We start from the raw sequence: 15660 nt of genomic DNA, 5'->3' as shown, positions 1-15660 counted from the left end.
CTAAACGAAGGCGAGCTTTTGCGAGCCGAAATTCGCCAGATTCGGAAACATGGATGAGAGCTCGGCGTCCGGAATCCCGAACCACGAAGCGAGCGTTGCGCCGTACTGATCGATCGACGTGGTTGGAATCCAGCGGCCCCGGGTGTCGGTATCGCTGGGGCCACCAAGCTGGAAGGTTGGAAACTGGCCGTAGATCTGTCCACCCTGCACGGCCCCGCCGAGAACCATATGATGACTTCCCCAGCCATGATCGGCGCCGGCCCCCGAGGTCGGCTGGAACGTCCGGTTGAATTCGGATTCGGTGAATGTCGTCACGTTGTCCGCCATCTGCAGCTCTTGAGTCGCTTTGTAGAACGCCACCAGGGCGTCATTCACCTGCGGATAGAGCGAGACATGGGTATTGATCTCGTTCGTGTGCGTATCGAAACCACCCAGCGAAGCGAAGAAAATCTGCCGCCGCATTCCGAGCTGGGCCTGCACCTGGATCACCTGCGCCACCTGTTTCAACTGGCCGCCCAGGCTCGTATTCGGGAAAACGGTCTTCAACGCCGGCACCTGAGCGAGCGCGGCTGTCAACGACGCCGCATCGGTGATGCTGTGCGCCAATGTGCCATTGGCAGCCTGCGCCAGCGACAGCCCGCTGGGGAGGCTCAGCAGATTGTTCAGCGCGTTCCAGCGCGATTGGGAAACCGCGCTCGTGCTGAAGCCGGCAAGCTGCAGCGTCTGTCCGGGCGTCAACGTGACAAGCTCGGTCGACGTCCCGACACCGAACAAGACGTTCCCGGCCACCGACATGTTGGATGGAAAGCCGGTGGAGTTCATCTTCTGCGACGCGACGTAATCGGCTGCGCGGCCGGCCCATCCCGAAGTGGAGGTGCCCTGGGCAACGGAGCTCTGCCATTGGAGCTGTTGATCCAGATGCGAAAACAGATTCGACGGAAGTGCCGCTGCCTGGCTCTGATATGTGCTGCGCGTCATCGGCTGAATCAGCGATCCGACGTTCGCCACGACGGCCAGTTCCCTGGTCGAGAAGAGATTCGCCAAGTCCGGCAGCTTGGCATGAAATGCGTACGGCGCGCCCGCCAGGGAGTAAACCGTCGACGTAAGGGAAGACCCGGTCAGCGCCAGATTCTGGCGGATTGACATGTATGCTTTATAGTTCGTGTCGTCCATCGGAATGATGGTGTTGTTGGAGTCATTGCCGCCGAACAGAAACACGCAAACCAGCGCGCGATAATCCGGGCCGCTCTGAGCGAGTGCGGGTAAAAGACCGAATGGACGCAGCGCGAGAGTTCCCACCGATGCGGCTCCCATCCGGATGAATTGGCGTCGTGTAAACATAAGCTCCCTCTTCTCGATCCTCTCAATGAACGATCTGATACTCGCCCGAAGTCAGGACCATATACAGGACGCCCTGAGCGACGGCCGTGGGCGTCGTTGCACCGTTTACTGCCGCGCGGGCGTTGTTATTGAGGTCTGACGACATCGATCCGTGCAGAAAAATCGAATTCACAAGGCTCATCAGATTGTCCAGGTTGCCGGCAGCCCGAACGAACGCCGTCAGGTCCACCGACGTCCCGCTATCGAGCTTGCCGTACAGGAGTGAGTTCACGGTGTCGGCGCGATTCGCCGCGGTCTGCGTGGTATAGATCTGGAATTCCGGCGCGAACGAGCCGCTCTCCAGGCGGTAGAGCGGCGAAAAATAACTGAACACGGTCGGCGGCGAGAACAGGTTCTGGCCGAGCTTGTTCGCCGTCGAATACGGCGTGCTGGAGGTCGACAGTGTGGCATTCAGCCCGCGCAGGAGGTTCGCCATAAAGAGGACCGGCTCGCGCATATGGCCGAAGTTCGGATCGACGATGTTTCCGGGATTGTCATATGCACGAGCCTCGGAATCGCTCAGGATCTCGCTGATGACCGCCTTCATGTCGCCGCGCACGCCTTCGCCGTTATTGAAGAAGACATTCGAGCAACGATGGATGTACGCCGGACTCGGATTGCCCGTCACCAGATGCTGGATCAACTGCGTGCACACGAATGGAGCCACCGTGCTTTGTTGCATCAGCGCGTTGATCACGGATTCGAGATCCTGCTCCGCCGTTTGTCCGGCCGCGATGGTGATGCCGGCGAAAATCGATTTCGAAGTGGTGTCGTGATTCTTTTCGACGGCGTACATCTCTCCGACGAAAAACGCCGGATTGTTGCCGCTGGCTGCCGGCGTAGCGCCCGGAGCAGGCGGATAGGTCCAGCCGGTCAAAGCCTTCGCCAGACTGGTGACGATTGCCTGGTTGTACGTAGGCACAGGACTGCCGTTCGCATCGAGCACCGGACTGCCGTCGGGATGGAGCTGCGTCAACCCGAGCGTGAATAACTGCATCAGCTCACGCGCATAGTTCTCATTTGCCGACGTCCCCTTTGCCGCGTTGGCCTTGTTGTTGTTCGCCATGTTCAGGTAACTGCCCATGGCGGGATTCAGCGTGACGGCGCGAATGACGTCGCGATAGTTCGTGAAAGCGTTATCGCGAAACATGCGCCAGTACGGCGGATACGCATAGGCCGGCGGAACGCCCACGGCCGAAACCACCCACATTTGGGAAAGCGCAAATGCCACGCGCTGCCGAAGTTGATCCGGCTCGTACAGCGCATTCACGAAGAACGCGCGTTGAATCGGCGTCAGATCGTTATTCGATTTGCCGAGAGAGTTCAGAACCGGCTGGTCCGGCAGGTCGGAAACATTCATTGAAAACTGAGCAGCCAGCCATTCATCGATTCCAACCTGCTGCAGCTCGGCAATAGAGTATGGCGCCGGCCCCCAGGCCGCTTGATCCAGGAATCGCGCGGCCGCTGCCGCCGTCATCAATGGTGGCGCAGTTGCGGGCAGAGTCGTGCTCTGGGCGAAAACAGAACTCGCCGCCAATAGTGCGCACACCAAGCCTGGAAGCGTCATCTTCATGTGAGATTCCTCCTGAAGCGGAAGTCGGTGTCATCTTACTGCCTGGACACACAGACACAGACAAGAGGAGAGGCCGAGGGGCCTAATATTATTTCGAAAAAATTACGCCGGCCATAAATTCAATAGCTTATGGATGGGCTGCTTTCAACTACGCCTACCGCTAAGCCACATTAACTGGAAATAATCTTCATCTCATTCTCCTTTCATAATCCGGCGGTCTACACTTAACGTATGACTTGTCTACCTGGAACAGATGGAGAATGAGAAGACTTCGAGGAGGGAGACCAATGAAGGGTCGAAAATTTCTAGTGGCGATAGTTCTTATAGGATGCTGGATCGCACCAGCTTTAGCCCAGGCGCCTTTGCCGGTTCCGCAACCACCGCCGGCCCAACGGGCGCCGCTTCCAGGAGCCCCCGCGCCGGTGCCGGTTCCACAGGGCGCGCCGTCATATCCACCGGCCGAACTGGACCGGATTGCTTCGCCGGTAGCGTTATATCCGGACCCGCTTCTGGCGCAGGTTTTAGCGGCGGCCACCTATTCGGATCAGATTCCGGATGCGGCACGCTGGGCGGATCAACATCATTATCTGTCCGGTCCGGCATTAACGTCGGCAATGGCGGCAGACCAGGTGCCGTGGGATCCGAGCGTGCAGGCGCTGCTTCCGTTTCCGTCCGTGCTCGACATGATGGCTTCATCCATGCCGTGGACGCAGGAAATCGGAAATGCGTTTCTGACCCAGCCGCAGGACGTTATGGATGCGGTGCAACGCGAACGGCAGAAGGCTGTCAGCTTCGGATATCTGCGAACGAATCCGCAGGTACGCGTCGTCAGCACGGGTCGCTACATTGAAATTCTGCCGGTGAATCCGGATTACATCGTGGTTCCGTACTACGATCCGGCGGTCGTGTACGTCCGGCCGCGGACCGGCTTCGTGGTTGGAGGCGCGATTCACTTCGGCTTCGGCATCACACTGGGGGCGGCCTTTGCTCCGTGGGGCTGGCGCTCCACGAGTTTTGGCTGGGCCAACCACGCGGTCATTATTAATGCTGCGCCGTGGCGCCGGACCTGGGCGAACCGCGTGACCTACGTCCACCCGTACACGGTTCGCCGTTACCCTGTGGCGGCGCCGCATGCCGTCGAACAGCACCGCGCTATCGGGCGGTCCCCGGCGGAGCGTGAATCCGAGCGGAAGGGACGTGATCGCAAGGAAGAGCATCACGGCCGTTAAGTCAAGCAGCCGCAGATGTCGCGGATGACGCTGATGGGCGCATCAATAAGTCTCTTATTTGCAACCATCTGCGTCATCCGCGTCATCTGCGGCTAAACAACGCGGTATTATGTCGGCCGGCGGCAAGAAATACTGGCATGGAGAAAGTCCCCGCTAATCTCCTCTAGAGGCACCAGTTCCTGTAAAAATCCGTTAAAAAAATCCGCAATCCGTAACGTTCCCGTGTCCCGCACCGTAAATCATGTATTCGCAACGTTCAAGGAGAGCCGAACTGATGAAGCGACTCTATTTAACTTTCATTCTGACCCTTATTCTTTTTGTAACTTCCGCAACCGCCCAGCAGACAGGGCGTCTCACAGGAAGCGCTGTGGATTCGTCCGGCGGCGTGATTCGGGGTGCCACGGTAACCCTGATGGGCCCCAATAACAATACGATCGCGTCATCGAAAACCGACGCGGACGGTAAATTCCAACTCGACGCCGCTCCCGGCTCCTATGCCTTACAGGTGAGCGCCGACGGTTTTGACAATGACATCGAGGGGATTTCGATCGCGGCCGCAAACAACCGGCCGATGACCGTCACCCTGCTGATCGCAAAGATCACGCAGCAGGTCGAAGTTCAGGAAAACCCGAACACAATCAGCCTGGCTCAGGACGACAACGCATCGGCGCTGGTTCTGAAGGAAGATGATATCCAGGCGTTGCCGGACGATGTCGACGAATTGACACAGTACCTGACGGACCTCGCGGGACCCCGCGCAGCAGCTACCGGCGGCGTGCAATTCGTGATCGACGGCTTTTTAGGCGGCCAGCTTCCGCCGAAAGATCAGATCAAAGAAATCCGCATTAATAACAATCCGTTCACGACCGAGTACGCCCAGGCCGGTTTCGGACGCATCGAAATCATCACGAAGCCCGGCACCGGAAAGATGCGCGGGAATTTTAACTTCAACTTCAGAAATGACGCGATGAACGCCATTCCGTTCGGCGTCGACAACCGGGTTCCCTACCACCGGGAGAATTATCAGGCAACGGTTGCCGGTCCCTTCGTTCACGACAAGTTGACGATGACGCTGAACGCGCAACGGAATAACAACTTCGGTACGGCCGTGACAGCGCCGATCGATCTTGCTACCGGTCTTACCAACTCTGTTCAAATTGCGCAGCCAAATGTGCGGTCGAACTTCAATATCCGCGGACAATATGCAGTCAACGACAACAACATGCTGAACTTCAACCTGGAATTGCAATCGCAAGCGCGGAGCAACCAGGGCGTCGGACTGTATGATCTGGTCGATAATGGATACAGTTCGAATTCTCATAATTGGGGATTGCATTTCCGTTACACTTCCGTTCTTTCCAGCCATTTGGTTCATGAAACCCGGTTTGAGCTCTCGAGCAACCACAACACGGTCGTTCCGAACATAAATGCTCCAACCATTTCGATCCTTGACGCATACACAGCCGGTGGTTCCCAGAATCAATCGAACACAACCACCAAAAACTGGCTGGCCGGCGACACGTTCATTTACAACGCAAAGTCGCTGACCGTGAAGACAGGCTTCCAGGCCAACTATTACCGGAATCACACCAATACTTTGAGCAACTCGCTGGGAACGTTCACTTACGCAAGTCTGCAACAGTACAACTGCGTTAACGGAATCGCGACGGTGAACCCGTGCCTCGCCAGCGACCCGACGACGACCGGCTTCATCGACGACTTCGCGCCGCAAACGTACACCCAGACGGTGGGCAACCCGTTGCTTTCCGTGGGCCAGATCGAAGCCGGAGTGTTTGCTCAGACCGACATTAAGATATCGGACAAAATGCTGATCTCTCCCGGAGTTCGGTATGCATTACAAACGCATCTGCACAATTACGACAATTTTGATCCCCGTGCGACGCTGTCCTATCAATTGAACAAGACGATGATTCTGCGGCTCGGAGCCGGCTCATTCCATCAGAATTACAGCGTTGGCACTTACCAGTCGCTGACCCAGTCGAACGGCTCGAACCAGACTCAGTTTGTCGTCAACAACCCTACTTTGATCAATCCGTTGGGCGCCGGAACTGCAAAGGCCGCTCCGCCGACCGTGCGAGTGGTAGCGCCCGAACTCCGTGCGCCATATACCAGCAACCTTTCGGTTTCGCTGGAGAAACAACTGAGCCGCTCATCCGTGTCGGTGACTTACGATTTCATACGCGGCAACCACCTCTTCCGCAGCCGGAACATCAATGCGCCGATTCCGACCGATTGCTTCGCGAACCCGGGACAGTGCTCCATCTCCGATTTTGCGAACAATACCCTCGTGCGGCCTGACCCGACGCAAGGTAACATTTATAATCTCGAATCGACCGGCAACTCGACATATAAAGGGATAACCGTGGGATACCGCGGACCGCTGACGAAGACGCTGAACATGTTCGTGAACTACTCGTTCGCGCGCAGTTACAGTGATACCAATGGCGCGTTCAGCCTGCCGGTGAACAACTACGACCTCTCGCAAGAATGGGGCCGCTCGGGCAACGACCAGCGCAATCACTTCCAGATGGGGATCAGCGGCCAGATACCTGGAAACTTCTTCATCAGTCCGCAGCTGCAGTTGTATAGCGGAAATCCCTACAATCTCACGGGCGGCTTGAACACTTTCGGTACGGGCACACCGAACGCCCGTCCGACTTTTGCTCAGCTGTGCAGCGATCCCCGGACCGTGGGCTTGTCCGGCCTCAATTGTTCGTCCCCTTCATCGAACATGATCCCGCTTAATTACGCCACTGGACCGGGCGTGTTCAATGTCAACTTCGAAATCCGAAGGACGATCTCATTGAAAAAGAGCGAAAAGGGCGGCGCACCCGGTGCTGAGGGCTTCGGCGGCGGATTCAATGGCGGTGGCGGTGGTAATCAGGGCGGTGGCAATCGCGGCGGCGGCGGCGGTGGTCGTGGCGGCGGCGGCAGCTTCGCCGGCGGCGGCAATCGCGGCGGCGGTGGCGGTGGCCGTGGCAATGCGAACACTGGTCCGACCGTGCAATTCTATACAGACTTTCAGAATGTGCTGAACCACCGGAACTTCAACACTCCGAGCGGCACGCTGACGTCGCCTGAGTTTGGCCTGTTCAAGACAGCCAGGAGCCAGCGGACGATCGAACTCGGCGCCCGCCTGAACTTCTAAAACAGTTTAGCCGCAGATGCCGCGGATTACGCAGATAGACCTATCTGCGTGATCCGCGGCATCTGCGGCTAAACTGTCCTGATTTGGTTGCTCCCACCCCTTCGGAAGTGATAGGCTCCCACCCTAGTTAACTGATCAAACCGCGGTTGAATCCTTAACTCTAGAGGAGAATTGTTATGCCCTATAAACTGACTGTGAATGGGCAGTCCAAAACGGTAGACGTACCGTCGGATATGCCCCTTCTCTGGGTTCTCCGAGATGTCATGAACATGAAGGGAACCAAGTTCGGATGCGGCATCGGCGCCTGCGGCGCCTGCACCGTCCAGATTGACGGCCAGGCTCGACGAGCCTGCCAGACGCAGATTTCGGCGGTCGGCAACGCCAAAATCACGACGATCGAAGGTCTGTCCCCGGACGGATCACATCCGCTGCAGAAAGCCTGGTTGGCGCTGGATGTACCGCAATGCGGATACTGCCAATCCGGCCAGCTCATGACTGCCGCAGCATTACTCGCGAAAACGTCCAAACCGAGCGACGCCGATATCGATGGCGCAATGACCGGAAACGTGTGCCGATGCGGAACGTACGTCCGAATCCGCGAAGCCATTCACCTCGCCGCTAACGGCGGGAAGAAAGCATAGGAGGACGGCATGAAAGATCAAAAACAACTGAATCGTCGGTCCTTCATCCAACTGACGGCCCTGGCAGGCGGCGGCTTGCTGGTTGGCGTTTACGCATCCGAAACTGAAATGCTCGCCCAGCGCGGCGGTGGCGGCCCGCCTGCTCCGGTGAATCCGAACAATTACATTACGGTTCATCCGGATAACACCTTCACGTTAATGGCCAGGAATCCGGAAACGGGCCAAGGCATGCGCAATTCGCTGCCGATGATCATTGCGGAAGAGTTCGACGTCGATTGGAAGCAGGTCAAGGTTCAGCAGGGTGACCTCGACGCAGCAAGGTACGGCGGAGGCCAGATCGAAGGCGGCAGTACGGCAACTCCGACGCAATACACGCCGATGCGCAACGTGGGAGCTGCGGCCCGCATGATGATGGTCGCCACCGCCGCAAAACAGTGGAACGTTTCTGAGAGTGAGTTGACGACTGGTTCGGGAATGGTGAAACACGCCCGTACAAACAAAACGGCGACATACGCTGCTCTGGCGGACGCCGCAATGAAGATGCCTCCGATGACTGTCGCCGAGATCAAGCTGAAGGATCCGAAGGATTTCAAAATCCTCGGAACACGGGTTCAGGGCGTCGACGTCATGGCTATCGTTACGGGTCAGCCGGCCTTCAGCATCGACGTGAATCCTCCGGGAATGCTGTTCGCCGTCTATCAAAAGTGCCCGACATTCGGCGGAAAAGTGATGAGCGCCAATGTTGAGGAAGTTAAAAAACAGCCGGGCGTTAAACACGTTTTCGTCATCGAGCCTCCAGTTCCTCCGGCGGCTCCTGCAGGCGGTCAACGCGGCGGTGGCGGCGGTGGCGGCGTAACATGGGCGGGAGGCGTCGCGATCGTCGCCGAAACCTGGTGGCATGCTCAAAGCGCGCGCAACAAAGTCTTGAAGGTCGACTGGGATTACGGTGCAGTGAGAACGCAAAGCACCGCAGGCTACAACGCCCAGATCAAATCCCTGGCATCGAAAGCTTCTCAAGAGCCTACCGTTGGTGGAGGATTTGGCGGAGCGCGTGCCGCGAAAGAAGGCGACGCCGAAGCGGCTTTCAAAACAGCCGCGAAGGTGGTCGAAGCGGAATACTCGTTCCCGCTTCTCTCACACGCGCCACTCGAACCGCAGAACTCGACGGCATGGTATAAGGACGGAAAGATCGAAATCTGGTCTCCCGCTCAGATTCCATCGTTGAATGACGCCGCGGTGCCTTCTGGTGTCCAACCGGCAGACGTCACATTCCATATGGTCCGAGCCGGCGGCGGTTTCGGACGGCGCCTCTACAAAGAATATGACGTTGAAGTGTCCAAGATTGCGCGTCTGGTTGCAGATGAACGGCAAAAAGCCGGCCAGCCGAGCGTCCCGGTGAAGCTGCTCTGGTCGCGTGAAGACGATATCGCCCACGACGACTATCGTCCGCCGGCCTATCACTATTTCAAAGCCAGTTTGGACGCCAACGGCAAGCTGACCGCGTTCCGCGATATGGTTGCCAGCTATGGTAACGTTTCGGTGGTACCCACAAACGAATTCCCGCGCGGGTTCACCGACAACTTCTGGGTGTCCGACAGCCAGTTCGGCCCCTTCAACATTCCGACAGGAGCCATGCGGGCTCCGGCGTTCAATGGCACCTCTTTCGTGATGCAGTCGTTCATTGACGAAATCGCGGTGGCCGCCGGAAAAGATCCTCTGCAGTATCGGTTAGATCTTCTGAATAGCCCGACGACCTACAAACCTCCGACGAATCGAACTGGCGCCAATGCTCCGTTCAACGCTGCCCGAGCAAAAGCAGTGCTGGAAGCCGTCCGGGATATGTCCAACTGGAATAACCGCAGCAAGCTGCCGAAAGGCACCGGCCAGGGTGTGTCGTTCCAGTACGCGCATTCCGGTTACGTGGCGTACGTCTGCCAGGTTTCTGTCGATGCCAGCAAGAAGCTCAAAGTCGACAAGGCATGGGCGGCCGTGGACATCGGCGAGCAGATCGTCAATGCGAGCGAGGCGGAAAACCTCGTCCAGGGCGGCTTCGTCGAAGGCATGAGCCATTTGATGGCCTGGGAAATCACCATCGAGAACGGCGCTGTCGTGCAGTCGAACTTCGACAAGTATCAACCGACCCGAATGCGTCAAGTCGCACCGAACCAGATCCAGGTGAAGTTCCTCAAATCCGACTATACGCCAACCGGCCTCGGCGAGCCTTCGCTGCCACCGGCGCCTGCCGCGATCTGCAATGCGATCGCCGCAGCAACGGGCGTTCGGATTCGACATCTGCCTCTTGCCAAGGCAGGGTATTCCTGGACGTAGGTCGCAACAATCCGTAATAAAATGGACCAGGGTTCTCGGACCTTGGTCCATTTTTTTGTTCAAAATCATTGGAGATTGCATCATTCGAAGTTTCTGCATTTCAAATTGAAGAAATGAAGCAACCTCGAATGATGCAATGATGAATAGACTCTATGTGTAGCTTAAAACCGCTGTTCGCCTCGATTTTCTGCGTTTTGTTGGGGATGTCCATATTTGCCCAGACCACCCCGAAAGCAACACCCAAAATCACTGTTTCGCCGGCGAAAATCCTGCACCTCGGACACGTTGAGATGAAAGGTACCGGTTTCACGCCAAAATCCGACGTGCGCTCTCATCTCCAGAGACCGGACGGAACCGAATTTCGGATTCTCGAGATGTACACGAATGACAAAGGTGAGATCGAACACGATATCGACACAGTGGTCATGCTGCCAGGCGTGTATGCATTGTGGGTCGAAGATGTCAAAGCCAACGCGACCTCGAACATTGCACGGTTCGAGGTGACGATGAATTCGAAGGATCTCGAGAAATAGGATGGTGTGTGAGCGACCCCCTGCCCGGCGCTTCGCGCCTGGCTGTCCCCCTTTATCAGGGGGACAGTAAACTTAATTAGAACGGCAGTCCCAGAGCCAACGTGACCAGCGTCACATTCGAGGACGGAAAGAGACTGTTTGCCGGTTCCTCCAGCGTAAACTCTCCCCCTGATACAGGGGGAGAGCCGCGAAGCGGCAGGGGGGGCGCTCGCACGCCATGTCGAAATTGGGATTCTATGCAACCCCGGCGTCTCGCCTATTTTTCTGCGCCCGCGGCAAGTTCCGCAATCTGTTTCCCGATCACCAGCGATGCCGTTGCCGCCGGCGACGGCACATTACAAACGTGGATGAATTGCTTCGTTTGCACGATGGCGAAATCGTCCAGGAGTCTCCCGGTCCTATCCAGAGCCTGCGCGCGGACGCCCGAACCCGCCGGCTCCAGATCCGCGGATTGAATCTCCGGAACCAGCTTCTGCAGGGCGCGCGTGAAAGCGCCTTTGTTCAGTGACCGGTAGTACTCCCCGCATCCACTCTTCCAGTATTTCGCGGCCATGCGCCAGAATCCCGGAAATAGCGCAGTTTCGACGGCGTCCTTCAGGTTCACATCGGTTTTCTTGTATCCTTCGCGCTTAAACGCCAGTACGGCATTCGGTCCGGCTTCAATGCCGCCGGAAATCCGGCGCGTGAAATGAACGCCGAGAAATGGAAATCGCGGGTCGGCAACCGGATAAATCAGACCCTTCACCAAGCCGCGCCGCGCCGGAACGATTTCGTAGTACTCGCCGCGGAACGGCACGATTTGAAGACCATTGTCCTGGCCGGCAAGCCGCATGATGCGATCGCTGTACAGTCCGGCGCAATTGATGATGAGATTTCCTTTGACTGCTCCCCGGCTCGTTTCGAGAACCGTTTCACCAGACTTCTGGACGATCCCGTGCACCGGGCAACTGGTCAGAATTTGCCCTCCGCCCGCTGTAATCAGTTTGGCGTATTTCCTGGCGACGAGGGCGTAGTTCACGATCCCCGTTCCCGGCACATGAAGGGCTTCCACTCCAGTACAGTGCGGCTCCAGCTCGCGCAATCGCTCGGGCCCGATCGTCACCGCTCCGGGCACGCCATTCGCCGTGCCACGGCGAAGCAGTTCCTGAAGCCCCGGAAGCTCGGATGGATCGGTCGCGACGACAACTTTCCCGCAGATCTCATACGGGATGCCGTGCTCCTTGCAAAACCTGACCATCGCCGCGGCGCCCGCGACGCAGTTCTTTGCTTTCAATGATCCTGGCTTGTAGTAAAGGCCGGAATGAATGACGCCGCTGTTGTGTCCGGTCTGGTGGCGCGCGATTTCCGGCTCCTTCTCGAGGACCGCAATGCGCACGCCTTTTTGCTTTCGGATGATTTGAAGTGCGGTGGCGAGGCCGACGATGCCACCACCGATGATGACAATCTCAAAATCCATGAATGGAATTAGTTCGAGCCCTTTTTCTTGACGTATTTTTTCAATGCCCTGGGCCCGACTTCCGCACCGTAGATATTCCCCTGCTCATCGGCGGCCACGCCTTCAGCGGCGCTGGTGGTTGTGGCTTTTTCAACCGGATCGGGAATGAAGTATTTGATCGATCCATTCTGAGCACTCCCGATGCGTATACCGCGCTTCCAGCCGTCGTGATTTTTTGCGATGGATTCCGATTCGGAATCGGCAACGTAAAGCGTGTCCTTCGGATCGATGTAAAGACCGCTCGGCCGGCTGAACTGTTTCCATTGATCGAGGAAGCTGCCATCCTGATCGAAAATCTGGATGCGGTTATTGCCGCGATCGCCCACGAACAGCCGGCGTTTCGAGTCCATCGCGAGCGCGTGCGGCTGATCGAAATCGCCGCCCGCGGTTCCGAGCTTGCCCCAGGTCTTGATGAACTTCCCGTCCCTGGAAAATTTCAGGATACGCGCTGTCGATCCGGGCGTGCTGGTGTGGCCTTCCGAGACGAAGATGTCGCCGTTCGGAGCGACGAGCACATCGTTCGGCTGGAAGAAGAATTCGGGCTCGCGGCCGCCTCCGGCCTTGCCCAGTGTCATGAGCAGCTTTCCATCCTTGCTGAATTTGAAAACCTGATGACCTTTGCCTGCTTCTGGAGTTAAACCCGGCGTGCAGGCGCAATCCGTGACCCACACGTTATCGTCCCGGTCGACGAAGATGCCGTGCGGCGCGATCGTCATTCCGGCGCCAAAACTCTTGATCAGCTTTCCGTTCTCGTCGAAGTGCAGGATCGGATCGAGCATCGATCCCTGGCAGGAGTTGGCGCCGCAGCGCTCGGCAACCCAGATGGACTTGCCGTCCTTGTCGATGTCGACGGCGCCGGTCGCTCCCCAGGTCCGGCCGGCCGGCATTTTCGCCCAACCCTGCACCGTGTCATATGGATTCGGAAGCAGGTTGGTAGGTCTGACATCGGCCTGCGCATACGCCATCGCGGCCAATGCGCAGACGGCAACCACAGCGCCTGAAATACGAACACTTTTCATCACTCCCTCACTTTAAGCCGATAGGTCTCCGTAGTATAAGTGTTCGCCTTCGAATTTGTCGCGGTGTCATAGAACTCGAATCACTTTTTGCGCAGAACTCCTGGCAGGTTGGATTTGGTCACCCACAGGCCGAAAGCGACCGCGATGGCCCAGGTGATGGAAGCCAGCGAGAAGGCTTCGATATCGGGCAGCCGGCCGCCGCTCAACGGAATGAGGCTGCCGGCTTTGAAAGCGAGCAGACCTGCGAAAACGGCCGTGATTGCAGCTTTTCCGAGTTCTCGCCAAGGCATGAGGCCGAACGTCACGAGCTTTCGGCGATGAAGCAGAATGGCGAGCACGATGGTGTGTGTTGCGATCCCGATGTCTGAAGCGATGGTTAGTCCCGTGACGCCCAGCGCGTGAAAGGAGGCGTAATACACAGGAATGATCACTGCAGTAACAATGGTTCCGGCAATCATCGGGGTCCATGTGCTTCCTGCGCCATAAAAACCGCGGGCATAGATTGCCTGAGCCGCCCAGAACGCGAGGGAGAGCGCGAACCAGAACAGAAAAATCGCCGTTTCCTGCGAATCGACAAACGTGAATTTGCCGCGGCGCATGGCGAGGTCAGTAATCGGAAGAGTGGTGGCCATCATCCAGGCCGTTATCAGGAATGACGCTGCGGCGACACGATACACCGCCCTGTTCACCTGCTCCTCAAACTCGACCAGGCGTTTTTCGCTGAACAGTTTCGCAAAGAACGGAAGCGCCGCCTGGCCGGCAGCCTGAGCCATCACGGCAACCGGAACCTGCAGCAACCGCTTGGCGTAATTCAACCGGGCAATATCGCCCACGCCTCCGGAAGCAAAGTAACTAAGGAGCCAATCATCGGCTGTTACGAGGGAGACACCCAGCATCAGCGGGATCGAGATCCACAACCACTCCCGAAACCCGGCGTTCTTTATATCGAGGCTTGGCGAGTATCGAACGCCATGCCGCGCGGCGCCGATCGCATTCATTAGAAATGGTCCGATAAACGCACCGGCGGTGGCGCCCAGCGCCAACGATGCGATCCCGATCCGCCCGGACAGAAGAATTCCTCCGGCGATAAGGCATAGCGTGTAGATGATGGAAGTGAGCGAAGGGATGAGGAACATCCGCTTCGAAAGCAGCACCGCGCCGAGGGCGCCCCCCACAAAGACAAACAGCGGCTGAGGCAACAGAATTCGCGTCAGGTATACGCAAAGACGCAATTCTTCAGGGCCAAACTTGGGAAAGATGTGCCGAACGATCTGCGGGGCAAATACTCCCGCAACCAGTCCGCCGAGGGCAAATACGACGGCCATTACAGTAATGATGATCGAAAGCGTTCTTTGAGCCTCGTTCTCGCGGTTCTCGGACGTATAGCGCGTGTAGATCGATATAAACGTGATCGAAGTGACGCCCCCTGCTAGCAGGTAGGTCAGAAAGTCCGGCACGATGAATGCGGCGACATAGGCATCCGTTTCCACTCCGGCTCCGAATGCATATCCGATATATGCCTGCCGCACGTAGCCAATCACGCGCGCAATCATGACTACCGTCATCACCAGCAGCGTCGCTGAACGTGCCGAATGTTCGTGCGAGGGCCGCAGCATCCGCACGGCTCGCTGCAGATATCCGGGTTGTGTTGCGGACGGCATCCAGATTCGATTTTATAGGATGGTGACGAAGGTGCAGCTGAATCATTGTGGGGCGAATACTCAAAATCATTGCTTTGTCTATCGCCGTGACGGCATTCACGCTGCTGGCAGTCTTCGGATTCGCGATCTGGGTATTTATTCCTGTGCTTCCCGCCGCGATCATATTCGGGATTGCGGTTTACACCGAAAGACACGAATCACGAGATCACCGAGATCACCAAGATCACCGCAAAGCGGCTTGAAGCGCGGACTATTTGTATTTCGCAGCCAGATCGGCGATGACTGAAATCAGGCGGCCCGGCTCGAATGGCTTCGGTATGTGAACCTGGAAGCCGGCGGAAAGAACGGTGTCGCGATCGATTGCGGTTGTAAAGGCGGTCAACGCGATGGCTGGGACCATCTTCCCTTTCTCGCGGTCCCGGGAGCGGACACGGCCGATCAGCGTATAGCCGTTGTAATCCGGCATGCCGATATCGGCGACGATGACATGGGGCCGGGCATTATCGTAGGCGGCGAGCGCTTCCTGGACGGAAGCGGTGGTGGTAACGGCCGCGCCCTGTGTTTCCAGCAGAACCTTCAATAAATCTCTCGTGTCGTCGTCATCTTCCACCACGAGGATGCTGATGCCCTTC

General features: G+C 57.4%; 11 protein-coding genes. 5 read left to right on the top strand and 6 right to left on the bottom strand.

What is annotated here, in order from left to right:
- Entirely contained in the window at positions 1-1341 is a 1341-nt protein-coding gene (locus tag VGK48_17880) for a DUF1501 domain-containing protein (GenBank protein ID HEY2383050.1), read from the bottom strand.
- Positions 1342-1363: 22 nt separating this feature from the next.
- Positions 1364-2953, bottom strand: a complete 1590-nt coding sequence (locus VGK48_17875; protein ID HEY2383049.1) for a DUF1800 family protein — start codon at positions 2951-2953, stop codon at positions 1364-1366.
- Positions 2954-3240: 287 nt separating this feature from the next.
- Between VGK48_17875 and VGK48_17870 the strand changes: the two genes are divergently transcribed.
- From VGK48_17870 to VGK48_17850, 5 genes are all read left to right on the top strand, one after another.
- A complete protein-coding gene (locus tag VGK48_17870; GenBank protein ID HEY2383048.1) occupies positions 3241-4182 on the top strand; it encodes a DUF3300 domain-containing protein in 942 nt (313 codons plus the stop codon).
- Positions 4183-4456: 274 nt separating this feature from the next.
- Positions 4457-7351: a TonB-dependent receptor gene (locus VGK48_17865; GenBank protein ID HEY2383047.1), complete on the top strand. Its 2895-nt coding sequence runs from the start codon at positions 4457-4459 to the stop codon at positions 7349-7351.
- 176 nt (positions 7352-7527) lie between these two features.
- Entirely contained in the window at positions 7528-7992 is a 465-nt protein-coding gene (locus VGK48_17860) for a (2Fe-2S)-binding protein (GenBank protein ID HEY2383046.1), read from the top strand.
- Between the two features lie 9 nt (positions 7993-8001).
- Positions 8002-10320, top strand: coding sequence for a molybdopterin cofactor-binding domain-containing protein (locus tag VGK48_17855; protein HEY2383045.1), 2319 nt, complete (start codon positions 8002-8004; stop codon positions 10318-10320).
- 203 nt (positions 10321-10523) lie between these two features.
- Positions 10524-10853 (top strand): hypothetical protein, encoded by a 330-nt coding sequence (locus VGK48_17850; protein ID HEY2383044.1) that lies wholly within the window; start codon positions 10524-10526, stop codon positions 10851-10853.
- Between the two features lie 256 nt (positions 10854-11109).
- Here VGK48_17850 and lhgO read toward each other — a convergent pair whose 3' ends face one another.
- The 4 genes from lhgO to VGK48_17830 form a co-directional block, all read right to left on the bottom strand.
- Entirely contained in the window at positions 11110-12309 is a 1200-nt protein-coding gene (gene lhgO, locus VGK48_17845; GenBank protein HEY2383043.1) for an L-2-hydroxyglutarate oxidase, read from the bottom strand.
- An 8-nt stretch (positions 12310-12317) separates the two neighbouring features.
- Complete coding sequence (locus tag VGK48_17840) at positions 12318-13367, bottom strand: peptidyl-alpha-hydroxyglycine alpha-amidating lyase family protein (protein ID HEY2383042.1); 1050 nt, start codon at positions 13365-13367, stop codon at positions 12318-12320.
- Positions 13368-13447: 80 nt separating this feature from the next.
- On the bottom strand, positions 13448-15028 hold the full coding sequence (gene murJ, locus VGK48_17835) for a murein biosynthesis integral membrane protein MurJ (protein ID HEY2383041.1): 1581 nt from the start codon (positions 15026-15028) through the stop codon (positions 13448-13450).
- 250 nt (positions 15029-15278) lie between these two features.
- On the bottom strand, positions 15279-15660 hold a 382-nt coding region (locus tag VGK48_17830), incomplete at its 5' end, for a response regulator (protein HEY2383040.1).

The sequence above is a fragment of the Terriglobia bacterium genome, from assembly GCA_036496425.1.
GTDB lineage: Bacteria > Acidobacteriota > Terriglobia > 20CM-2-55-15 > 20CM-2-55-15 > 20CM-2-55-15.
This window is presented reverse-complemented; position numbering and strand designations above follow the sequence as displayed.